The following is a 23,210-nucleotide window of genomic DNA, read 5'->3' on the forward strand; positions in this document are numbered from 1 at the left end:
GGTACGGTTTGTTACCGAAATTTCAACACTTGACTTGAGAAGGTTTCCCCTTGTTAAATCGACTTAATAAACTCGCAATACTCAGAGCTTTAGCCATTGATTTCGGATTGGTATTTTCACTCGGTTCAATTTTCAGTCTGGTAGCGTATTTCAAAGCTAGTGAATCTTGCGGGTTAAGTTTTAATGCTTGACGGATGTAAACCCTAGCCATGCCGATAAATTTCTGTTTTAGATGTACTAAACCTAATAAAGCATAATAGTCGCTGTTATTTGGCTCTAACTTGATGGCATCGCGCAGTTCTTGCACGGCTAGGGCCCAATTGGCTAGCCTGACGTACTCAATAGCTCGCTGGTAGTGACGTTGGGCGTAATTTGTCAAAACTGGTTTGACATTAGTTTCTTCATTAAATGTCAATTCAACTGGCTTGACTTCTACTTCGGGGATGATGCGAACAGCTCTTTGCGGGAGAAACAAGTCAGGTTTATGCAACTGTAAGTAAACTAAATTCAGTAAACTAATTTGTTGTGTAACTTGATAAAACTGATGGAGTGATTTGTATTGAGCTTCTGCATAGGAAGCGATCGCTTCTTCGTAAAACAATTCTGCTTGGGGTGCAGACATTTCTATAATTTCCTTAGCTATGGCACTTTGCCCACACAAAGCTTGCTGCTGTAATACTCTTGCGTCCGATCGCAGCATAGCTATGGCAATCAAGCGCTTGTGTCGATTTTTGAGTTGTTCGTAAGCTGGATTGATTAAATGGCTAAATATTGCCGTTGCTAATTCTTCGTCTGGATTGCAGCTTTTAGCATAGCGATCGGGATGTAGCAGCTTTGCTAAAGTGTGATAGCGTTTAAAAATCTGGCGATCGTCAGCACTCACAGAAATTCCTAGCACAGCGTAAGGATCGCAAAGCTGTTTAAGCCATTCTGGCGGTAGGAAGGTCTGTGACATCGTAGTAGTCTAGATCCGTTAAAAACTTAAAATTAGCATCAAAGCTGAATGCACAGTCATGTGAAACTTACTCAAATTTATTCAAATTGGGGATTGGGGACTGGGAACTGGGAATTGGGGACTGGGAAGATTTAGTTAGGGATGAATTGTCTGTGTGCCTTTTGGCTGTCTTATTGTCGGAACTATGGTATTCGTATATTTATTAGAAATATGTTGACTAAGCGCAAAAGCCGAAGTGTTGCCGCTGTTTTAGCTTTTTCTGGCACGCTGACAATTTCAGGATTACATAAATTCTACCTGGGACAGCCGCTGTGGGGTGTTTTGTATGTGTTGCTTTCCTGGACGCCGATCCCCAAGGTAGCTAGTGCGATTGAGGGAGTTTGGTATTTAGCCCAAGACGAAGAAGCTTTCGATCGTAATTTTAATCTCGGCAAGTCAGCAGCGAGGAACTCACAAAAGGCGATTAATCAGGTAGGAGCGATCGCTGACGCAATGCGGGAATTAGATGCTCTGCGCCAAGATGGACTGATTTCAGAGTATGAATTTGAGCAAAAGCGTCGCCAATTGCTAGACCAGATTTCTTGAGGTAAGCGACAATCATGAATAATTGGCTACCTTTAAATTCCAGGCTGCAAAAACTCCGCGCCAAGCTCCTCAACGATCCTTACTATCGCCTACAATCTGGGGAAGAAATTCAGATAGCGGCCCAATTAGGTATCCGCATTGATGCTAATCAAGCAACTGTAGATGATTGGTTACGCCTACCAGGTTTGTCAATTCACCAAGCGCGATCGCTTGTGGAACTTTCACATTCGGGTGTGAAATTTTACTGTATTGAAGATATCGCTGCGGCTTTGGGGATACCAGCGCCGCGCTTAGAGCCATTAAAGCCTCTGCTGAATTTTATTTACTATGACCATGAATCTTTAGAAAATCCTACCCATTTACTCAACCCGAACACAGCAACCGTTGAAAAATTAGCACAAATCCCATTTATAGATTTGTCTCTGGCGGAAGCAGTGGTGCAAAATCGGCAATCAGCCGGGCCCTACCGTAACCTGGCTGATTTCCAGCGACGGCTAGAGTTAACTGGTGATGCGATCGCCCAGATAATGTATTATTTGAGATTTTAAGTTAAAAGTTAGAAGTCTTAAAATAACTCCTAACTCTGGCAATTTTGGATTGAAAGAAAAATCCAAAATCTAAAACTGATTAAATGAACCCAATGCGATTGAGAGGCCAAAAGCGAAACGTTGCCCGACCGATGACATTTTTTCTGGGTAAAAAGCCCCAATAGCGAGAGTCATTACTATCGTTGCGATTATCTCCCATAACAAAAAATTCGTCTTCTGGGACTTTCACTGGTTGATATGGCTGATTTGGAGGTTCAGCGATGTAGTCTTCTGCTAAGGGTTGACCGTCGAGGTAGACTTTGCCAGAAGCAACACTAATTACCTCACCAGGCTGACCAATAACTCGCTTGATAAACGCTTGGTCTTTGGGATATCCTCGACGTTGTAGTTCTGCGGGTGGCTGAAAAACAATAATATCGCCAGTTATGGGAGGGTGAAAATGGTAGGAGATTTTTTCAACTACCAAGCGATCGCCAGTATGTAAGGTGGGCAACATTGAGTCAGAAGGTATATAGCGCGGTTCGGCGATAAAAGTCCTGATTAAGAATGCCAAACACAGTGCGATCGCTATTAAGATCAGATTTTCTTGCCAACTACGCCATACTTTTAACGACGCACGCTCTTTTTTTGCATCACTTTCGTGAGGAATCATAAAAGTTTCTAGCCAGTTTCAGAAGTGAGACAAATACCTTGATTATTTTGACTCAAAAGTTATATTAATAGGAAAAGAGGATTTAGGCTCAACCTATACAGATATTAAATAATACACTTACCCATTTGCTAAAGATAAGCAAAAGTACTGTAAAGAAACTATGACTTGTCTGAGGTAATATAAGCTAATAATTAGGATTGCTAAATAGATTATTAAAAATAAAAATTTTAATTGCTGTAATTATAAGGCAAGTTATGAGACAATCGGAAGTTTTGTTTCTTCCTGCAAGATCGGCTAGTTACAGACTGCTAAAGTGATACAACCAGTAGGTTTTTTCTTTAAACAGAAAATTGGTTGTGAGTTGCAAAATAGTCTACCTCATGTTTGACAGTATCTACCTCACTTTACTGAAAAAACGCAGATAGCGCAGCGTTAGCGAGTCCACGAGCGTCGGGCTGTCTTGCTGGAGGTTGAGTTACAAGAAAATTTCCTTTTTAAGTAAAATTACATAAACTTAGCCAAAATTTAAATGTATTTTTAAATGCATAAATTTGGTTCAAAACCGCGTTTTTAGTAAAAAATACTACTTTTAAAGATGAAATATAGGCTTTATTGCTTCAATGGATAAATAGTATTATATTGTGATTTTAATCACTTGCCTATATATACAAAATTAATTTCCGTAATTACACGGTGACAGTGCATATTAAACTGTACTATTAATTAAGATATAAACATACTTAATTATCGAAAAAAACATTCACAGACAGAAGGCTACTAGCAATTTGAGCTAAAGTATCAGCATCCGAAACAGAAGTAAGCTGCTGATAGAATTATTTTTCTTGAATGAGTCAAAGGTGACTAGATTGAAACAATAAATGCCCCTTGCCAATGAGAAACTATATTGAATCAATTTTCGTCTGGTCTATTTCATAGAAAGTACAAGGTAACATTCTGTCAGTTAAAAATTTAACTTTTTCTTAAAAAGGAAACAATCGCAACAGGCAGTAAAATATATCTTATCAAGAATAGAACTAATAGTTTGCCAGAGTCTTATTTTAAAGAGGCCCTACCTTTTTAAGTAGTTTTGTATGTTAATCAAACAATTCACTTAAGTTGTAAACTATACAGTTTTACAGTGAGAAAGTCTGACTAAAAAACTTTAGTTTGCTAAAAGTACAAATTGTAGGTATGACAACTGAGTTCATCTTATTTGAAAAGCTATAAAACTTGAAAGGATAATGCTGCCTTAGCGGTGAACTGAAAAACAGCAACTAATTCATAACTCCTATTTAAAAGGATTTTGGGGTGTGGTTAATTATTTGATTGTGTTCCTCTGCTTCTTAGAGCTAGTGGTAAGAATGTGGAAGCGCAAAGCTTACCTTTGATAACTGGGTTGAAATTAAACAGTACCAAGTATTGTATATTCAACGCTGTCCAAATCGAGAGCATATAGATTTTAGTTAAAGCAATATAGTCGCTCTTAATCAATTCTGAATTCCCGTTAGTACCAATTTCAATTTTCATGATTACCAGAAAGTAACTGGTATCTAAATATCTAATAAAAATGTGCTATAACGTACCGTCATAACCGTGGTGATGGTTCGATCTTTGAAGGAGCTTTGAGGTGGAAAATAATAAGTCGTTTCTGTGGCCAGAAGGAATATTAATTGCGCTACTTGCTTTAGGTGGTGTTTTTAGTCTTGCTTTTATGATGCTTCTAAGGCCAAATGCTTCGGATGCTCAGAATAGACCAAGTATAAATATCAAGGATGTATCTGCAAACGTAGGAACTCAGCAGCGCATTGAGAAATTAAAGGCGGAGATGCTTACAAGGTGGCAACAAGAAGCACAAACAAAGGGTCTAGCCTACCCCATACCAAGACGCTTTCAAGGGGAAATCATCAAAGCTGCAAAACTTACTCAGGGTGAGAAAGTGATTGCTCTTACCTTTGATGATGGTCCTTGGCCTCAGACCACAGGGCAAGTGCTAGATATTCTAAAATCAAATAATATCAAAGGGACGTTTTTTGTAGTCGGGCAGAACCTAAAAAATTATCCAGAGTTAGGAAAGCAGATTGTCGCTCAAGGTCACGTCATTGCCAACCATACTTGGCATCACTGGTATCACTTCTTTAATCAACAAGCAGCTGCTTTTGAAATTGAGCGCACAACAGACTTAATTTATCAAGTTACAGGTGCTAAAACAAATCTCTTCCGACCGCCTGGTGGCAATCTGCACAATGGATTAGCAGCTTATGCAAAAGGACAAAAGTATGCAGTGGTGATGTGGTCTGCTGATTCCACAGACTACAAGTTACCAACTGTACCAAAGTTGATCGATAACGTGATTAAAGATTCTAAACCTGGTGGGATTGTGCTAATGCATGATGGTGGTGGTAATCGTTCTAGAACTGTGCAAGCTTTACCAGAAATTATTAGCAACTTTAGAAAGCAAGGCTATCGCTTTGTGACTATTCCAGAACTTTTAGAAATGGAAGATACAGACCAAAAGTTGCTTGCTAACAAAAAGTAATAGTTATTAATTATGGGCAATTGCTCAATAGTAATTGGCTAACAACTAAAATTATATTTTGTGGATAAGATGCATTTGGGATTAGAGTTTAGACTAGTTCCTAGTGCAAAAATAAAAAAAATCAACTTAAAAGTTGATGAATAATTTTGGTTATTTAGATGGCGGTTTAACCTAGCTATGGAGAGGCTATAACTGTCCAAGTTGCCATATATGTTCCAGCGTACTTATTGGAATAATCAGTAGTGCTATCAGGCACGAACCAGTCAGGAGTCGTCTTCTGCTGTTGAACTTTTTTGTCCAAGCCAATTTGCAGAGAAATATTCTCGTAAACAATTTTTGCCTTTACAACTTTCAGCAATTTTTCTAGCAAGTTTTGTAACCATTCTGCCCGAACATATAAATTATGAGATGGATGTTCGCCATAAGCAAAAGGTATAATAAGCACCAAATATCCTTTGTCGCTTATTAGTTTATCCAAGCAGAATTGAACGAGTTCTCGATCGTCGTTTTTTTCTAGTGTTTCCTTGTCAACATTATGAAATAGCAAACCAGCTAGCACAACGGCATCAAATTTTTGATTTTCTGAAGCTAATTCTGGCAGTGCTACCGATAAATCTTTAGCAATAAACTTCTGCTTGGGGTATAGTTTTGAACAGTATTGTATCGCACCTTCACTATGATCTATCCCAAGGTAGTCACATCGCTCAGGTAGATATTTGTTCAAAGCCCCATTGCCACATCCCAAATCTAACAAAGAGAAGGAACGTTGCTTAAAAGCCCAATCGAGATACCAAACTGATGGGGTGTATCGGGTAGCATTTTCAGGAGATTCAAAGTATGAATAATAATCATCTTGAAAACGTTCTTCTTCAGACGTTTGGCGATCGGGAGCTTGATCTTCTATAAGCATTTTTATAGACAAATCCTAATTTGTTGGTAAACATTTATAGTGCAGTGTACCAGGATTTAGGTAATGCCTTCTATACTCAATTAGGTAGATTTCAGGACAGTGCCGAACTCGAATTTATTACTTAGACTTTGACAGGATTTAATTGCTCGGTCACTTTTGTAGTCTTAGTCTAAAGTTCATTTGTGAATCAGTTAGTGAATATTCCCCCTAAAAAAGGGGGAATATATTTTCTCCTACGCTCTTTTTAAGAGGGAAATTCAGGTGACTGCTTTAGGTATCTAAAGGGGTTTTCGCAGAGTACCTGTTTGTGCAACTTCTTTGCCGGGAGAATGCCTTAAGGCAGAGTATGAGAACGGTTATAGTTACTAATGACTGCTTACTAAACTGAACTCAGTTGTTTTTTCAGGATTGGCTTCTGGACTATCAGCTTCAGAAGGCGGAACCAACTGCCAGAATTTCGGCAAAAATTCTTGCCAGTTTTGCAGAATTTTCTTCGCCTTTGGTGAACCAGTGCGTTCTGCATGATTTTGGATTAATTCTTGCAGTTGCTTTGCACCTACTTCGGTAATCACCCGCTGAATTTTGACAATTTCTGGGTTGACTAACTCACGAAATGAGTCGTCTTCATCCAAGAAGTATGCGAGTCCACCAGTCATTCCAGCAGCTACGTTACGTCCTACTTTGCCAAGGACGACAATCACACCACCTGTCATGTATTCACAGCAGTGATCCCCAGCGCCTTCAATCACTGCGATGCCTTTGGAGTTTCTCACAGCAAAGCGTTCTCCTGCTAGACCATTGGCAAATAAGATGCCACCAGTAGCACCATAAAGGCAGGTATTGCCAACTATCACATTTTGTGAGGCGTTATAGGTAGCATCTGTTGGAGGTTTGATGATGATTTCACCACCATGCATCCCTTTACCTACATAGTCATTTGCTTCTCCTTCTAGGCTGAGAATTATGCCTGGGAGGTTGAAAGCACCAAAGCTTTGGCCAACACTACCTGTAAAGTTGAGATTAATTTGTCCTTCAAAGCCACTGTCACCGTATTGAGAAGCGATCGCACCCGCTAATCTTGTGCCCACTGTTCTGTCAGTATTGATAATTGGGTAAGTCTTGGTGACAGTAGACTGATCCCTAATAGCAGCCTGAATGTCAGGATCGCCAAGGAACTTGTCATCCAAAACCACGCCGTTGCTGTGGACTTCTTCATGCACCAACCAGCTACGATTGTCTCTGCTATTTGGTAGCTGAAGTAAACAGTCGAGATTTAGCGATCGCGTTTTGGTGAGATTTACTTCTGGGCGCAGTTTTAATAAATCTGCACGTCCAACGATTTCTGACAAAGAACGGTAGCCAAGTCGGGCTAACAAACTCCGCACTTCTTCAGCAATGAAGTAAAAGAAGTTGACAACTTGTTCCGGCATTCCCGTAAACCGCTTGCGGAGTTCTTCTTTTTGAGTAGCAACACCCACAGGACAGGTATTCATGTGGCAAACTCTCGCCATAATACAGCCTTCAGCAATCATAGCGATGGAGCCGAAACCGAATTCTTCACCGCCCATCAATGCACCTATTACCACATCCCAACCACTCTTGAGTCCGCCATCTACGCGTAAAATCACGCGATCGCGCAAGCCATTTTCCATCAAGACGCGATGCACTTCACTTAAACCCAATTCCCAAGGGGAACCAGCGTGTTTAATCGAACTGAGTGGTGATGCACCTGTACCACCATCATGACCAGAAATCTGGATGATATCAGCGTTTGCCTTGGCTACACCAGCGGCGATCGTGCCAATGCCAACTTCTGAAACTAGCTTCACCGACACCTGTGCTTTGGGGTTAATTTGGTGCAGATCAAAAATCAGTTGTGCTAGGTCTTCAATCGAATAAATATCGTGGTGCGGTGGTGGCGATATCAGCGTCACACCTGGCTTGGAGCGCCTTAACATCGCAATGTATTGGCTCACCTTGGGCCCTGGCAGTTGTCCACCTTCCCCAGGCTTGGCACCTTGAGCAATTTTGATTTCAATTTGTTTGGCGTTAACTAGGTACTCTGGTGTGACACCAAAGCGTCCCGATGCAACTTGCTTAATGGCACTATGAGCTATATCGCCATTTCGCAATCCTTTTAAATGAGGTAGTGTTGGCGAGTAACCAGACTCGTCTACATCATCTAGAACTGTGTAGCGCACTGGATCTTCGCCGCCTTCTCCAGAATTTGATTTACCACCAATGCGATTCATCGCGATCGCTAAAGTTTCGTGGGCTTCTCTTGACAAAGCGCCTAAAGACATGCCACCTGTGCAGAAGCGCTTGACTATTTCATATACCGATTCCACTTCTTCTAGAGGAACCGACGGGCGATCGCCTTGGAAGTCTAGTAAATCCCGCAAGGCTGTTACTGGTCTGCCTTGGAGGTGCTTTTTGTAAACTTCGTAGTGGTCGTAGTTTTTGCCATCTAGAGCCTTATGCAGCGCCTTAACCATTTCGGGGCTATTCATGTGGTACTCGCCGCCAGGACGGTACTGCACAAAGCCCAGGTTTTCTAACTTCTTGGTCGTTAGTTCTGGGAAAGCTTTGACATGGAAGGAAAGCACTTCATCAGCAAGTTCGGTAACGCTCAAACCACCGATGCGGGAAGTCGTCCCACGGAATCCCAGGTCGATTAAATCTCCACCGATGCCAATAGCTTCAAAGATTTGGGCTGCTTGATAGCTGGAGAGCAGAGAAATTCCCATTTTGGAGAGAATTTTCAGCAAACCTGACTCTACTGCTTTGCGATAGTTTCCTAAAGCTTGTTCTAGGGTGAGGGTGGGAATTTTTTGCACGCCCATTAACTTTTGAGTTTTGGGATCGGACCACCAATCACGCACCGTATCTAAAGCCATGTAAGGGCAAACTGCGCCAGCACCATAGCCAATCAGACAAGCAAAGTGATGGGTACTCCAGCATTGAGCAGTATTCACAATCAGGGATGTTTTCATTCGCAACCCCTCACGAATCAGATGGTGATGCACTGCACCCACTGCTAATAGGGGAGGAATGTATGTATATTCTGTGTTGAGACTGTCATTAGCTTGATCGCTTAATATTAAAATCTTTGCACCTGCCCGAACTGACTCAGCTGCTTGTGCTTGTAAAGATTGTACTGCGGCTTTCAATCCTTCTGGACCGCTGGCGATCGCAAATAGAGTTGACAACTCAGCCGTGGCAAATCCTGACAGCTTAATCGCCTCTAATTCACCATCAGTTAACACTGGCGATTCGAGTTTTAATCTCCGAGCATATTCTGGCTTAGGTTCTAATAAGTTACCCCGTTCACCCAATTCAACTTTTAGAGACATCACTAGCTTTTCTCGCAGGGGATCGATCGCTGGGTTCGTCACCTGAGCAAAGCGCTGTTTGAAATAGTCATAAAGCAGGTGGGGCTTTTGTGACAGCACCGCCAAGGGTATATCATCACCCATACAGAAAGTCGGTTCAGAACCTGCGATCGCCATTGGGTGAATCACCATTTCTACATCTTCTGTGGTGTAGCCAAAGGCAGTTTGACGCTGAAGTAAGTTTTGCTTGTCAATAGTCAATTGTCCTTGGTCATTTATCAATTCTCCTTTGCCATTACCATTTGCTAATGACGGATGACTAATGACTAATGACTTTAATTCTTGACGGTACTGTTGCAGCCATTCTCCATAAGGGTGCTGCTTGGCAATGCGCCCCTTTATATCCCAATTCTTCAGCACTTCATGATTTTCTAAATCCACGGCGATCATTTGCCCTGGGCCAAGTCTACCTTTCTCGACAATATCGGCTTCTGGGAAATCCACCACACCAGCTTCGGAAGCTACAACAATGTAATCATCTTTGGTAATCGCGTAACGAGCTGGTCTTAAACCATTACGATCTAGAGTTGCACCAACTTTTTTGCCATCGCTAAATACTAAAAGTGCTGGCCCGTCCCAAGCTTCTTGCAAACCACTGTAATATTCGTAGAAATCAACAATTTCTGGAGATTCACGTAAAGAAGGCTGATTTTGGTAAGCCTCTGGAACCATAATCATTAAAGCTTCCAAGGGGCTGCGTCCAGAGCAAACCAGCAATTCCACTACGTTGTCTAGGGTAGCTGAGTCGCTATTATCAATGTGAACTAATGGCTTGAGTTCCTGGATGCGATCGCCCCATACAGGATGATTCAGGCTAGCTTCTCGTGCCATCATCCAGTTGATGTTACCCAATAAGGTATTGATTTCGCCGTTGTGACCCAAAAGCCGCATCGGTTGCGCTAGGGGCCACTTGGGCATGGTATTGGTACTAAAGCGGCGGTGATAAACAGCAAAGGCGCTTTTGTAAGCTGGATTTTTTAAATCGTCATAAAAGCTGCCCAAGACAGCAGAACGCACCATACCTTTGTAGACAATTGTGCGACTTGACAACGAACAGATATAAAATTCTTCTGAGATGTTAGTTGCAGCTTTACTAATTCGGCGGCGGGTAATATACAACTGCCGTTCTAATTCATCACCGCTTTTGTCAACAGAAGCTAACAAAACTTGTTCAATCTGGGGCTGATTTTCTCTTGCTTGTACCCCCAGCAAATCAGATTGCACAGGTACTACTCGCCAACCCAATACAATTAATTTCTCTTCAGCAGCTACTTGCTCGACAGTCACCCTCGCTTGTTGTGCAGCTTGCTGGTCTTGTGGTAGAAATATCATCCCCACAGCTATGCGATCGCTAGATGGAAATTCCTTCCCCCTTTGGGCAAAGTCTTGTTGGAACAACTCCCAAGGGATTGCTGTCAAGACTCCAGCACCATCACCAGAGTCGCGATCGGCGCTACAACCTCCCCGGTGTTCTAAGCAGGCTAAAGCAGCTAAGGCTTTTTCGACAATTTCATGGCTGGTATGATTTTGGCGATGAGCAATAAAACCTACACCACAGGCATCTCGTTCTTCTACTAACCACTTTTGCCCCTGATAGGTATCTCTTGAGTTGATATTCGCTGTGATTTTCTGGTCTTGATTCATCGGTTTATTATTCATACCCTGTTCCTGAAGTATTGAGTTACCAATTTTGCCACTACATTGTGGGAAAAAATTTCTAAATTCAGCGATGGAAAAATATATAAGCACCGAAATTTAGGGAAAAAAAATTTTAACTTCGGTTTTACTTTGTTAGTTAACCCGTGTTAAAATGTTTGCGTGTTTTTTATGTATTTATGCGGTGTTAGATAACTTACCTCCGCCAAGACATCATTTTTGCCCTGACAGTTTCTTTTTTATATTTTGAAGCTAAGTATTTTTTCAATTTCTTTTTCCAGATGCACGCTAGCTACTCATGGAGCCTATTTCGGCTCACCTGAAACAAAACTAAAACTGAACGCTGCACTATTTTTTTAAGCCAAAGCCCAGATAATTAGTAATCGATCGTGACAATCAAGAACTCACTCTAAGCAGTCGCCTTGCGTTTCTTAGAGAAGCTATGCTAAAGGCTTTACGTTACGCTACCTTAATTCGTGGTTGCAATCAGTGAGGGGTTCTACCCTCCATTGTTTTGTTAACCATTGAATTAAAAATTGAGTCTGAGCTGGTGTACCCTTTTAATTACGAATTACGAATTACGAATTAGTAATTATTTGGTTATCCCGATCCAGCAATAAAATCAGCGTATTACAATATATACCCATTTGACAATTCCCAAATATTTTTGTTGTCTAGAATTTTGCCGCTTACCAGTTGCCGCATGTATTACTATTAACTAGACATTACTGAAGTAATAACAGTAGCAACTATCGGCAGGATTAAATATCTTAATCCAGTTTTGATAACCAAAACTACCGTATATAGTGTGGTTAGAATTAGTTGGGAGTTAAAAAACTAGGTTGCAGTGGCTTTAGCGTCTAAATAAATTAATATGTGTCTAATGTTTGTCTAAAAGAGACAAGTAGCCAATATATAGATTACCATATTTATTCAAAAATAAAGTCATCTTTCCTTGATATTTCCAAATAATTGGTTAGTTTAAACCTTGGGTAATAGTTTTCCAAAGTACCTAGTAAATTATGGTAAAAATGCCGAATTGTTGCCAATCAGAGATTAGTGATGGCTCTGCAAATGCCAAGGGCGATCGCAGATTCTTCCGGGCTACTGTGTCACCAATACTTTTAACAGTACTGTGCTTAACGACTACTTGTGCTGCCAACGCCCAAGAATCCCCGAAAACGGCCAAATTTATATCCAGGTTAATCTCACAGTCACCTGCACCTCCTTTAACAGGTGTGGCATCCTCTGGTAATCAAATTTCCCTCAATGGTCGTACTTTACCAGGAACTTGGTTACAGCGACCTGGAAAATCTGGACAGGTGACAACTCATCTCAGTGATGGGGCATTCAGGCAATTAATTGGAGTAAATTTCTTAAACAGTAGTAATTCAGCGAAGCAACCAATACAGTGGTTTTCGTCGGTGACAAAGCCACTGGTATTAGCCACTAGGTTACTAGGAGCATATCGCTATCTGGATATCACTAATTTTGCTCAAACATCTGGCTGGCAAATTCAAGCTAATGGCAACACTTTGGTGATTGCTACCCCAAAAACACAAATCACAAATATTGTTCAGAGTCAGGAACCTCCAGAGGCAAGTACTCCTTTGCAACAGACTCGGATTCTTGTCAATTTAGATCGTCCCACTCCCTGGCAAGTTGTACAAGGGTCAGCGATCGCCAAACCCCAAACTCCATCCTCCGATCCAGACACGCCAACTCCCAAACCCACTGCACCACCAAATCGAAAGTGGACAATTACTCTTGATGGAATCGCCGAACCCGTTTTGATAGAACGCTATACTCCCCAGCCACCAGCAGCAGCACCAACATTGCTGCCAAACTTGCTCAAACAATTATTACCAGTTACACCAACACAACCAATACCAGCAGCACCTGAACCACTGATTCAAAAAGTAGAGGTGGTGAAAAACCAAACGATTATTAGTCTGAGCGTTCCCTTTGGTCTATCGCCTCAACTTAGTACTATAGATAACCCCAATCGCCTGATTATCAATATTCGACCCGATCCTCTAGAAGAACGAGATATTACTTGGGCCCCAGGATTGAACTGGCGACAGCATTATGTCAACTTAGGCACAGAACGCTTTCCAGTCGTATGGTTAGAAGTTAATCCCCGCAAATTTGGGCTAACATTGAAACCTATATGGGCTAGTCCTGATGGACTTGCGGGTACTGCTCCCTTAATTCAAACAGCACAACGTTACTTAGCAGTAGCTGGAATTAATGGTGGTTATTTTAACCGTAATAATAAATTGCCATTGGGTGCGATTCGTCGGGATAATCAGTGGTTATCAGGCCCGATTCTTAACCGGGGTGCGATCGCTTGGAATAATTCAGGCCAATTTTACTTCAGTCGTCTCACTTTAGAAGAAACTTTAATTGCAGCAAATGACCAGCGCTTACCAATTCTATTTCTCAACAGTGGTTACATTCAAAGTGGCATTGCTCGTTACACCTCAGCTTGGGGAGCAACTTACACGCCCTTAACGGATAACGAAATTATCTTAGTGGTGCAGAAAGATCAAATTATTAATCAGCTACCAGGCGGCAAAGTTGGTGAGACGCCGATTCCCATTCCCCAGGATGGCTACCTACTAGCCTTACGCGCCAACGCTGCTAGTGCTGCCTCCCAGCTACCTATTGGAACCACAGTAAGTATTTCCAGCACCACTGTTCCTACAGATTTTAGTCGTTATCCCCACATTATCGGTGCTGGGCCGCTATTAGTCCAAAATCGTCAAATTGTTCTTGATGCCAAAGGCGAAAAATTCAGCAATGCCTTTATTGCCGAAAAAGCTATTCGTAGCGGTATTTGCACAACAGAAACAGGCACACTGATGATTACTGCCACACATAATCGTGTCGGCGGTTATGGGCCTAATTTGGCAGAACATGCTCAATTGATGCAACTCATGGGCTGTGTGAATGCTTTAAATTTAGATGGCGGTAGTTCTACCAGCCTCTACTTAGGAGGGCAACTACTCGATCGATCGCCCAGTACCGCTGCTCGTGTTCACAACGGAATTGGTATTTTCCTACAACCACGAAAATGAGGGAATGGAAAACAGGGAATAGGGATCTAAATCATCAATGCCCAATGCCCCATGCCCCATCTTTTTTAAAGTTTAGAACAAGCTATCATTTTGCTTGATGAAGACTTGGTGTAAACATCAGAATTTTAGTAGTAATGGTTTACACCATCAGGTTTGATTTTGCTATGTTTATCAAAGTGCGACAAAATTGCTGATTTCCAAGGTTGCAAGATAGCGCCAGATTTTTTTATCAATAATTAAGAGTACCAACGGTTTGTTATGTCTTCAAATGAGGTAACTATGGCTCGATATCAAGAAACTACACAGACTGAAACTCTACACCTCCCTCCAAACATAACTTCCAGGGGCGTTGCTGCAACTGAATTACGTCCTTGGGGTGCTTTTACAGTTTTAGAAGAAGGGCGCGGATACAAAATTAAGCGCATCGAAGTTAAGCCCGGACACCGCCTCAGTCTACAAATGCACCATCACCGCAGCGAACATTGGATTGTCGTCTCTGGTACAGCTAGAGTAGTTTGTGGTGAGAAAGAAGTACTACTGAGCAATAATGAGTCAACATATGTACCCCAATGTACATCTCATCGTTTAGAGAATCCTGGCGTGATCCCCTTGGTATTGATTGAAGTCCAAAATGGCGAATACTTGGGAGAAGATGATATTATCCGCTACCAAGATGACTATGCCCGTACCAAAGATTAAAACCAAAAGAACGCTATTAAAGCTCTAACCCCAAAACTGAATACATTTTTGTTTGGGTAAACCGTCTTTGTAAACGAACTACTACACCCCAGAAGTCCCCACCTTGACTAGGTAGGGACTGAAGCATGTTAGTGTTATAAATGTAATAATAGCGATCGCGCTCATGCCTTTGGTGATTTGGAATTTTACACAAGCAAGGGTCAACCTATCTGTAAAATGGAAGATGGGGTATTCAATTGCAAAAAACGAGTTCCATGATTCATCTGAGTCAAGCAGCCGTAAGTGAGATTGGGCGAATAAAGTCCAAGCAGCCAAATGTCTTGTTTCGATTGGCAGTAAAACCAGGTGGTTGTTCCGGGTTCTTTTATGATATGTCCTTCGATGAAACAATAAAAGTAGACGACCAGGTTTTCGACTTGGATGAGATTCAAGTGGTCATAGATGCCGCAAGCTTAAATTACCTCAACGGTTTGAAAGTTGATTATTCAGAAGACTTAATGGGTGGTGGTTTTCGCTTCCACAATCCCCAGGCGATCGCTACCTGTGGCTGTGGCAATTCTTTCTCCTTGAGTCCTTAATGATTGAACAATTCAAAAAACAGATGTTCGATCGCTAAGGAAAAATAGCAATTGACATAAAGCCGTCAAAAAAGATATAATCAGGATTTGTTAAAACTTAGACCATAAGCAGCTTTACGCGCTGTAACTCATGCCAACAATACAGCAGCTAATACGAAATGAGCGCGAACAAGCGCGTCAGAAAACCAAGTCCCCGGCTCTGAAACAATGTCCCCAACGTCGGGGAGTTTGTACCAGAGTATATACGACCACACCAAAAAAGCCTAACTCAGCCCTACGCAAAGTAGCAAGAGTCAGACTTACCTCTGGATTTGAAGTCACAGCTTACATTCCAGGCATTGGTCACAACTTACAAGAACACTCAGTTGTGATGATTCGTGGCGGTCGGGTTAAGGATCTACCAGGCGTGAGATACCACATTATCCGTGGCACCCTAGATACAGCCGGAGTTAAAGACCGCAAGCAAGGCCGTTCCAAGTATGGAACCAAGCGTCCTAAAGAAGCGAAAAAATAGGATCGGGCGATTAATCGCATCCAACACGATTAATCGTCTACCTGAAAAAAGCTGAAGGGCAAAAGAAGGAGCGCCGTCTTTGTTCTAACAGTAGTTATGAAGGCTGCTAAAGTCTGTTTCAAAAAATCAAGCAAGCTACATCTACACTAAGCGAGCAAGTGTAGAAGTTCTGAGGAGGAAAATCCTGTAATATACAGCTAATTTCTCATCTGAACATTAAAGTTTATAATCTTGTCGCCTTGAGTATTTAGTTGCAGATAGCAAGTCAAACAATTTTAGATTTTAGATTTACGATAGCGTAGCGTTAGCGAGTTATCGAGCGTCTTTTGGATTGGTCGAACCCACAAGGGAATTAGGCTTAAAGACTTTTGATTTTTTCAGATCCTTGGGATCGGAATATATATCAAATTTTAATCCAAAATCCAAAATCCAAAATTGGCAGTAAATAAGTCAGCCTTGCTGCAACGGGTGAAAAAATTGAGGAAGTCTGAGGGTTGGGTTCTACCGCTTTTAGTTTCCGCTGTTTGATAGCATATAATTTCGTTGCCAATTCCGAATTAAAGGTGAAGTATGTCTCGTCGTGGTGTTATTCAAAGGCGCCCAGTTCCGTCTGACTCAGTATATAATAGTCGCCTTGTGAGCATGATTATCAGACGGATCATGCGTCATGGCAAAAAATCACTTGCCGCACGCATTGTTTATGATGCATTAAAAACTATTGAAGAACGCACTGGTGCTGGTGCTTTGGAAACCTTTGAAAGAGCAGTGCGAAATGCCACGCCTTTAGTAGAAGTAAAAGCTCGGCGAGTTGGTGGAGCAACCTACCAAGTACCAATGGAAGTGCGTACAGAACGGGGCACTACCCTAGCACTGCGTTGGTTAGTGCAATATTCCCGCTCCAGACCAGGCCGGACAATGGCCAGCAAATTGGCAAATGAGTTAATGGATGCTGCCAACGAAACTGGCAATGCGATTCGCAAACGCGAAGAAACGCACCGGATGGCGGAAGCTAACAAAGCATTCGCACACTATCGTTACTAAGTAAAAAAACGATATATCGCCTTGCCGAAGCGGTATATCGTAGATTTACACAAAAAGACGGTTTTCCCTAAAAGTATAGAATCTTAACAAAGAGTAATATACAAGATATCATGAGGCAAAAACTATAGGAGGTAGCTGTGGCACGCACGATCCCGCTAGAGAAAGTACGCAACATTGGTATTGCGGCGCATATAGATGCGGGCAAAACAACAACAACAGAGAGAATATTATTTTACTCTGGGATAATTCATAAAATTGGCGAAGTTCATGAAGGAACTGCCGTCACAGACTGGATGGAGCAGGAGCGGGAACGGGGAATTACCATTACTGCCGCTGCCATCAGTACCAGTTGGAAAGATCATCAAATTAACATTATCGATACTCCGGGTCACGTAGACTTCACAATTGAAGTTGAGCGTTCCATGCGCGTGTTGGATGGTGTAATCGCAGTATTTTGTTCTGTGGGCGGCGTGCAACCGCAGTCTGAGACAGTGTGGCGTCAAGCAGAACGCTACAAAGTTCCTCGGATAGCCTTTATCAACAAGATGGATCGCACCGGAGCGAACTTTTATAAAGTTCACGACCAAATCCGCGATCGCCTGCGGGCCAATGCGATCGCCATTCAACTACCAATTGGTAGTGAAAATGACTTCCGAGGTATTGTTGACCTAGTAGGGCAACGCGCGTATATTTACGCAAATGACCAAGGTACTGATATCCAGGAAACCGATATCCCGGAAGAATTGCAAGCGCAGGTAGAAGAATTCCGCACCAAGCTTATAGAAGCCGCAGCAGAAACCGATGATGCTCTGATGACTAAGTACTTCGAGGGCGAAGAACTTACAGAACAGGAAATTCGGACTGCCCTGCGTAAAGGCACAATTGCGGGAACGATTGTACCAGTACTTTGTGGTTCAGCATTCAAAAACAAAGGCGTGCAGTTGATGCTGGATGCCGTTGTAGATTACCTGCCAGCGCCAAGTGAAGTACCGCCGATTCAAGGCTTACTGCCCAATGGCGATACTGTTGAGCGGCGGGCTGATGACAACGAACCCTTAGCAGCTCTGGCATTCAAGATTATGGCTGACCCTTACGGTCGCCTGACATTTGTTCGCGTTTATTCTGGTGTCCTGAAAAAGGGCAGCTACGTTCTCAACGCTAGTAAGAATAAAAAAGAACGGATTTCCCGCTTAGTTCTAATGAAGGCAGACGATCGGCAAGATGTCGATGAACTGCGAGCGGGTGATTTAGGAGCAGCTCTGGGATTGAAAGACACCTTGACAGGTGACACACTCTGTGATGATGGATCGCCAGTAATTCTGGAATCCCTATTCATTCCTGAGCCTGTGATCTCGGTGGCGGTTGAACCCAAAACCAAGAACGACATGGACAAACTGTCCAAGGCTCTGCAATCTCTCTCAGAAGAAGACCCCACCTTCCGTGTCCGCGTCGATCCGGAAACAAACCAGACCGTGATCGCGGGAATGGGAGAGCTACACCTAGAAATTCTAGTAGACCGGATGTTACGAGAATTCAAGGTGGAAGCGAATGTAGGTGCCCCACAAGTAGCTTACCGAGAAACAATTCGGAAAGCTGTGAACAAAGTTGAGGGCAAATTCATCCGCCAAAGTGGTGGTAAAGGTCAATACGGTCACGTTGTGATCAATTTGGAGCCTGGAGAACCCGGTACTGGCTTTGAATTCGTTTCCAAAATTGCTGGCGGTACAGTACCTAAAGAGTACGTTGGCCCCGCAGAACAAGGAATGAAAGAAAGCTGTGAATCCGGTGTTCTAGCTGGATATCCATTGATTGACGTTAAAGCAACGCTAATTGATGGGTCATACCACGATGTAGACTCTTCCGAAATGGCTTTCAAAATCGCTGGCTCAATGGCGATGAAGGAGGCTGTACTGAAAGCTTCACCTGTCATCTTAGAACCTATGATGAAAGTTGAAGTTGAAGTTCCTGAAGACTATATGGGGAACGTCATTGGCGACCTTAACACCCGCCGAGGGCAGATTGAAAGCCAAAGCACCGAAAAGGGACTCGCTAAGGTAACATCCAAAGTTCCATTGGCGAGCATGTTTGGCTACGCCACTGATATTCGGTCAAAAACGCAAGGTCGGGGTACCTTCACGATGGAGTTCAGCCACTACGAAGAGGTGCCTCGCAGCGTAGCTGAAACTATCATTGCAAAAAGCAAAGGGAACGCTTAGTTAAAATAAGGAAATGAGCATTCATGGCACGCGCAAAGTTTGAAAGGAATAAACCCCACATTAATATCGGTACAGTTGGCCACGTTGACCACGGTAAAACTACCTTGACAGCAGCCATCACCCTGACATTGGCAGCTCTTGGTCAAGCTGTAGCTAAGGGCTACGACCAAATTGATAATGCCCCAGAAGAAAAGGCACGGGGTATTACCATCAATACTGCTCACGTAGAGTATGAAACCGAAAGTCGGCACTATGCTCACGTAGACTGTCCAGGGCACGCTGACTATGTGAAGAACATGATCACCGGTGCTGCCCAAATGGACGGAGGTATCCTCGTAGTTGCTGCTACCGATGGCCCTATGCCCCAAACCCGCGAACACATCCTGTTGGCAAAACAGGTAGGCGTTCCCAGTCTGGTTGTCTTCTTGAACAAAGAAGATTTGATGGATGACCCAGAACTCTTGGAACTAGTAGAACTAGAACTTAGAGAACTGCTTTCTAGCTACGATTTCCCTGGCGATGATATCCCCATTATCAAAGGCTCTGGTCTGCAAGCTCTAGAAGCAATGACCAAGAATCCCAAGACCAAACGCGGTGAAAATCCTTGGGTAGACAAAATCTACGAATTGATGGATGCTGTAGATTCTTACATCCCCACTCCTGAGCGGGATGTTGATAAACCCTTCCTGATGGCTGTAGAAGACGTTTTCTCAATTACAGGTCGTGGTACTGTCGCCACCGGTCGGATTGAGCGCGGTGTAGTCAAAGTTGGTGATAACGTTGAACTAGTGGGTATCAGAGATACTCGCGCCACTACCGTAACTGGTATTGAGATGTTCAAGAAGAGTCTCGACCAAGGTATGGCTGGGGATAACGCTGGCGTACTACTCCGGGGTATCCAGAAGGCTGATATTGAACGGGGTATGGTTATCGCCAAACCTGGTTCGATTAAACCTCACAATGAATTTGAAGGTGAGGTTTATGTCCTAACAGAAAAAGAAGGTGGTCGTAAGACTCCCTTTTTCGCTGGTTACCGTCCCCAGTTCTATGTGCGGACAACTGATGTAACTGGCACCATCAAAGCTTACACCTCCGATGAAGGCAAAGAAGTAGAAATGGTGATGCCAGGCGATCGCATCAAGATGACAGTAGAATTGATCAACGCGATCGCGATTGAACAAGGAATGCGCTTCGCTATCCGCGAAGGTGGTCGCACCATCGGTGCTGGTGTCGTCTCCAAAATTATCAAGTAGCAAGCACCTTTTTGCTCATCACAAAGGAGCAGAGATGGTATGTATTTTGCCTCTCTGCTCCTTTCTCTTCCCTCTTATAAATAAGGTAATAGGTTACAGGGGACAGGTAATAGTTTTCTGTAACCGATAACTTGTAACCGTTAACCTGTAAATACTCCCCTAATTACGCAGAACCTGGAAAATTAAAGATGGCAACTCTACAGCAGCAGAAGATTAGAATTCGCTTACAAGCCTTTGACAGGCGCTTATTAGATACATCTTGCGAGAAGATTGTAGACACAGCTAACCGCACCAACGCTACAGCTATAGGCCCAATTCCTTTACCAACAAAACGCCGGATCTATTGTGTGCTGCGATCGCCCCACGTAGATAAAGATTCACGGGAGCACTTTGAAACCCGTACTCATCGCCGGATTATTGACATTTACCAGCCCTCTTCTAAGACTATTGATGCCCTGATGAAATTGGATCTACCATCGGGTGTAGATATTGAAGTCAAACTTTAATTTAGTCATTAGTCATTGGTCATTTGTCCTTTGCTAATGACAAAGGACAAAGGACAAAAGACAAATTACATTAGTATGAATATTTACACAGCCCTGAAGAAATATATCTCAGGGCTTTTATTTAGCTAGGAAACAAATGATAGAATGTAGATAAAGTACGGGAAAAGCAGAGAAAAAGAAATTTTAAAGATTAAGTTTATACCAAAGTAACAATGACATCATCTTCTAAAATTGCAGTTCGCGAACTACCTCTGTTCCCGTTACCCGAAGTAGTTCTGTTTCCTACCAGGCCATTACCCCTGCACATATTTGAATTTCGCTACCGAATCATGATGAATACGATTTTGGAGAGCGATCGCAGGTTCGGGGTTTTGATGTTCGATCCAGTCAAAGGTACAATTGCAAACACTGGTTGCTGTGCTGAAATCATTCATCACCAACGGCTGCCAGACGATCGGATCAAGATGATGACTTTAGGGCAGCAAAGATTTCGTGTCTTAGAGTATGTTCGGGAAAAGCCATATCGCGTTGGCTTAGTTGAATGGATTGAAGACCAACCACCGACTAAAGATTTGCGACCTTTATCAACTGAAGTAGAACAACTACTGCGAGATGTGGTGCGTCTGTCAGCCAAATTAACCGAACAAAATATTGAATTGCCAGAAGATTTGCCCGATCTACCAACAGAGTTATCTTATTGGGTAGCCAGTAATCTTTATGGTGTCGCCGCAGAGCAGCAATTATTGTTAGAAATGCAAGATACTGTAACCCGTCTAGAGCGGGAAGCAGAAATTTTAACTTCTACTCGGAATCACTTGGCAGCTCGCGCTGTTCTCAAAGATACATTTAGTGAAAAGTGAGGAGTAAGGAAGAAAAACAAAAATAAAAGCTCGACAACTTATAATTTATATTTTCTAGCTGAAAACTGGTAAATCATAAATGATAACTCTTAACAAATAACTTCTAACTTTTTAAGTAACGGCGGCGATCGGTAAAACATTGTAAGCGCCAAGAATTTTTAAAATCTCTGTGTGGGTAGTTAATTCTGCTAAAGCAGATTGCATTTGTGCTTCCTTGACATCTGCTTCTAAATCCATGAAAAACAAGTATTCGCCTAGCGATCGCTTCGTCGGACGAGATTCAATCCGGCTGAGGTTAATCCCTAGTTGAGCAAATATTTGCAAAGGTTTGACCAATGCTCCGGGTGTGTTGGCAGGCATACTAAAAGCCAGCGATGTGTGACTAGCAGCCGCTTTTGTTGCTTGGTATCCAGCGTCTACCTCCCCCTGACTTACTACCCAAAAACGAGTAAAGTTTTCTGGATAGTCGTTGATGTTACTGGCAAGTATCGGCAATTTGTAGAGTTGAGCCGCTCTGCTAGAAGCGATCGCTGCTGTTGTTGTCTCTTGCTCCAATCGCTGTAGTGCTTCGGTTGTAGAATTGCTAGGAATAATCTGTATAGTCGGCAGAAACCGCTCTAACCATCCCTGACATTGTGCCAAAGCTTGTGGGTGAGAGTAAACAGTTTTAATCCTATCTAAATTAGACGCACAAGAAATTAACATATGGGCAATGGGTAATACCAAAGCCAACTGAATTCGCAAACTGTCCAATTGCCAAAGTGTATCTAGTGTTGTAGTAACACTTCCTTCAATAGAATTTTCCACTGGTACAACAGCCAACTGCGCTTGACCATTCGCAACGGCTTGCAGTGATTGGGAAATGCTGGGATAGGGGCATAATCTAGCTTCAATTGCCCTACTTTTGCTCAACCAGTTGGCATAAAAAATAGTTGCTTGTTCTGCATAAGTACCGGGAGGCCCCAAATGTGCGATCGATAAAGTCATACTTTTAGCCTTGAGTCGCGAGTTTAATGCCTAAACAAAGATTATGATATTTTGGTTTGGCAAATATATCCAACATTTACTCTTACTAAACACTGTTATCTCTAAAATTTACGCACTAAAGGGATAAAAGGAAATATGTATCCAAGAAAACAAGTTATGGAAATCAGTCTTCTAGCAGATAGATTTCCTATAGGACTCATATTTGATTTTTGAAAAAAACTCAGTACAGCTTTATTCCTTCT

Annotated in this window: 17 protein-coding genes; 12 read left to right on the plus strand and 5 right to left on the minus strand. The window is 42.5% G+C overall.

Annotated features, from left to right (window positions below; all coding sequences use genetic code 11):
• Positions 1-22: 22 nt before the first annotated feature.
• Positions 23-955: a J domain-containing protein gene (locus tag RMY64_RS08880; protein WP_322699834.1), complete on the minus strand. Its 933-nt coding sequence runs from the start codon at positions 953-955 to the stop codon at positions 23-25.
• Positions 956-1,165: 210 nt separating this feature from the next.
• On the opposite strand from RMY64_RS08880, the gene RMY64_RS08885 reads away from it, so the two are divergent.
• Positions 1,166-1,540 (plus strand): NINE protein, encoded by a 375-nt coding sequence (locus RMY64_RS08885; RefSeq protein ID WP_194042368.1) that lies wholly within the window; start codon positions 1,166-1,168, stop codon positions 1,538-1,540.
• Positions 1,541-1,554: 14 nt separating this feature from the next.
• Positions 1,555-2,088 carry a helix-hairpin-helix domain-containing protein gene (locus RMY64_RS08890; protein WP_194042369.1) on the plus strand — a complete coding sequence of 178 codons (534 nt, stop codon included), beginning with the start codon at positions 1,555-1,557 and terminating at the stop codon, positions 2,086-2,088.
• 79 nt (positions 2,089-2,167) lie between these two features.
• Here RMY64_RS08890 and lepB read toward each other — a convergent pair whose 3' ends face one another.
• On the minus strand, positions 2,168-2,740 hold the full coding sequence (gene lepB, locus RMY64_RS08895) for a signal peptidase I (RefSeq protein WP_322671969.1): 573 nt from the start codon (positions 2,738-2,740) through the stop codon (positions 2,168-2,170).
• A gap of 1,627 nt (positions 2,741-4,367) precedes the next feature.
• Between lepB and RMY64_RS08900 the strand changes: the two genes are divergently transcribed.
• A complete protein-coding gene (locus tag RMY64_RS08900; protein ID WP_322671968.1) occupies positions 4,368-5,276 on the plus strand; it encodes a polysaccharide deacetylase family protein in 909 nt (302 codons plus the stop codon).
• A 175-nt stretch (positions 5,277-5,451) separates the two neighbouring features.
• On the opposite strand, the gene RMY64_RS08905 is transcribed toward RMY64_RS08900, so the two are convergent.
• Positions 5,452-6,186: a class I SAM-dependent methyltransferase gene (locus tag RMY64_RS08905; RefSeq protein ID WP_322699835.1), complete on the minus strand. Its 735-nt coding sequence runs from the start codon at positions 6,184-6,186 to the stop codon at positions 5,452-5,454.
• Positions 6,187-6,551: 365 nt separating this feature from the next.
• Positions 6,552-11,237 (minus strand): glutamate synthase-related protein, encoded by a 4,686-nt coding sequence (locus RMY64_RS08910; protein ID WP_322699836.1) that lies wholly within the window; start codon positions 11,235-11,237, stop codon positions 6,552-6,554.
• Between the two features lie 1,028 nt (positions 11,238-12,265).
• Between RMY64_RS08910 and RMY64_RS08915 the strand changes: the two genes are divergently transcribed.
• The 9 genes from RMY64_RS08915 (at position 12,266) to RMY64_RS08955 (ending at position 21,981) form a co-directional block, all read left to right on the plus strand.
• On the plus strand, positions 12,266-14,314 hold the full coding sequence (locus tag RMY64_RS08915) for a phosphodiester glycosidase family protein (protein ID WP_322699837.1): 2,049 nt from the start codon (positions 12,266-12,268) through the stop codon (positions 14,312-14,314).
• Between the two features lie 279 nt (positions 14,315-14,593).
• Entirely contained in the window at positions 14,594-15,013 is a 420-nt protein-coding gene (locus RMY64_RS08920; RefSeq protein ID WP_104907515.1) for a cupin domain-containing protein, read from the plus strand.
• A 254-nt stretch (positions 15,014-15,267) separates the two neighbouring features.
• A complete protein-coding gene (locus tag RMY64_RS08925; protein WP_322699840.1) occupies positions 15,268-15,591 on the plus strand; it encodes an iron-sulfur cluster assembly accessory protein in 324 nt (107 codons plus the stop codon).
• A gap of 130 nt (positions 15,592-15,721) precedes the next feature.
• Positions 15,722-16,105 carry a 30S ribosomal protein S12 gene (rpsL, locus tag RMY64_RS08930; protein ID WP_012410236.1) on the plus strand — a complete coding sequence of 128 codons (384 nt, stop codon included), beginning with the start codon at positions 15,722-15,724 and terminating at the stop codon, positions 16,103-16,105.
• 570 nt (positions 16,106-16,675) lie between these two features.
• Positions 16,676-17,146 carry a 30S ribosomal protein S7 gene (gene rpsG / locus RMY64_RS08935; RefSeq protein ID WP_069070112.1) on the plus strand — a complete coding sequence of 157 codons (471 nt, stop codon included), beginning with the start codon at positions 16,676-16,678 and terminating at the stop codon, positions 17,144-17,146.
• Positions 17,147-17,283: 137 nt separating this feature from the next.
• Entirely contained in the window at positions 17,284-19,362 is a 2,079-nt protein-coding gene (gene fusA / locus RMY64_RS08940) for an elongation factor G (RefSeq protein WP_322671964.1), read from the plus strand.
• Between the two features lie 23 nt (positions 19,363-19,385).
• Entirely contained in the window at positions 19,386-20,615 is a 1,230-nt protein-coding gene (gene tuf / locus RMY64_RS08945; protein ID WP_118168986.1) for an elongation factor Tu, read from the plus strand.
• 188 nt (positions 20,616-20,803) lie between these two features.
• The gene (gene rpsJ, locus RMY64_RS08950) at positions 20,804-21,121 is read left to right on the plus strand and encodes a 30S ribosomal protein S10 (protein ID WP_008232935.1); all 318 of its coding nucleotides are present in this window, start codon (positions 20,804-20,806) and stop codon (positions 21,119-21,121) included.
• A 212-nt stretch (positions 21,122-21,333) separates the two neighbouring features.
• Positions 21,334-21,981, plus strand: coding sequence for an LON peptidase substrate-binding domain-containing protein (locus RMY64_RS08955; RefSeq protein WP_094349488.1), 648 nt, complete (start codon positions 21,334-21,336; stop codon positions 21,979-21,981).
• A gap of 111 nt (positions 21,982-22,092) precedes the next feature.
• On the opposite strand, the gene pheA is transcribed toward RMY64_RS08955, so the two are convergent.
• Positions 22,093-22,968, minus strand: coding sequence for a prephenate dehydratase (pheA, locus tag RMY64_RS08960; protein WP_322671963.1), 876 nt, complete (start codon positions 22,966-22,968; stop codon positions 22,093-22,095).
• Positions 22,969-23,210 lie beyond the last annotated feature (242 nt).

Source organism: Nostoc sp. DedQUE08 (assembly GCF_034530895.1).
GTDB lineage: Bacteria > Cyanobacteriota > Cyanobacteriia > Cyanobacteriales > Nostocaceae > Nostoc.

Excerpts from the sequence above, each read along its gene's own strand:
- RMY64_RS08910 (WP_322699836.1), bottom strand. The coding sequence starts at position 11,237 with ATGAATAATAAACCGATGAATCAAGACCAGAAAATCACAGCGAATATC.
- rpsJ (WP_008232935.1), top strand. The coding sequence starts at position 20,804 with ATGGCAACTCTACAGCAGCAGAAGATTAGAATTCGCTTACAAGCCTTT.
- pheA (WP_322671963.1), bottom strand. The coding sequence starts at position 22,968 with ATGACTTTATCGATCGCACATTTGGGGCCTCCCGGTACTTATGCAGAA.
- RMY64_RS08955 (WP_094349488.1), top strand. The coding sequence starts at position 21,334 with ATGACATCATCTTCTAAAATTGCAGTTCGCGAACTACCTCTGTTCCCG.
- RMY64_RS08890 (WP_194042369.1), top strand. The coding sequence starts at position 1,555 with ATGAATAATTGGCTACCTTTAAATTCCAGGCTGCAAAAACTCCGCGCC.
- RMY64_RS08925 (WP_322699840.1), top strand. The coding sequence starts at position 15,268 with ATGATTCATCTGAGTCAAGCAGCCGTAAGTGAGATTGGGCGAATAAAG.
- RMY64_RS08880 (WP_322699834.1), bottom strand. The coding sequence starts at position 955 with ATGTCACAGACCTTCCTACCGCCAGAATGGCTTAAACAGCTTTGCGAT.
- RMY64_RS08905 (WP_322699835.1), bottom strand. The coding sequence starts at position 6,186 with ATGCTTATAGAAGATCAAGCTCCCGATCGCCAAACGTCTGAAGAAGAA.
- RMY64_RS08885 (WP_194042368.1), top strand. The coding sequence starts at position 1,166 with ATGTTGACTAAGCGCAAAAGCCGAAGTGTTGCCGCTGTTTTAGCTTTT.
- lepB (WP_322671969.1), bottom strand. The coding sequence starts at position 2,740 with ATGATTCCTCACGAAAGTGATGCAAAAAAAGAGCGTGCGTCGTTAAAA.
- rpsL (WP_012410236.1), top strand. The coding sequence starts at position 15,722 with ATGCCAACAATACAGCAGCTAATACGAAATGAGCGCGAACAAGCGCGT.
- rpsG (WP_069070112.1), top strand. The coding sequence starts at position 16,676 with ATGTCTCGTCGTGGTGTTATTCAAAGGCGCCCAGTTCCGTCTGACTCA.
- tuf (WP_118168986.1), top strand. The coding sequence starts at position 19,386 with ATGGCACGCGCAAAGTTTGAAAGGAATAAACCCCACATTAATATCGGT.
- RMY64_RS08915 (WP_322699837.1), top strand. The coding sequence starts at position 12,266 with ATGCCGAATTGTTGCCAATCAGAGATTAGTGATGGCTCTGCAAATGCC.
- RMY64_RS08920 (WP_104907515.1), top strand. The coding sequence starts at position 14,594 with ATGGCTCGATATCAAGAAACTACACAGACTGAAACTCTACACCTCCCT.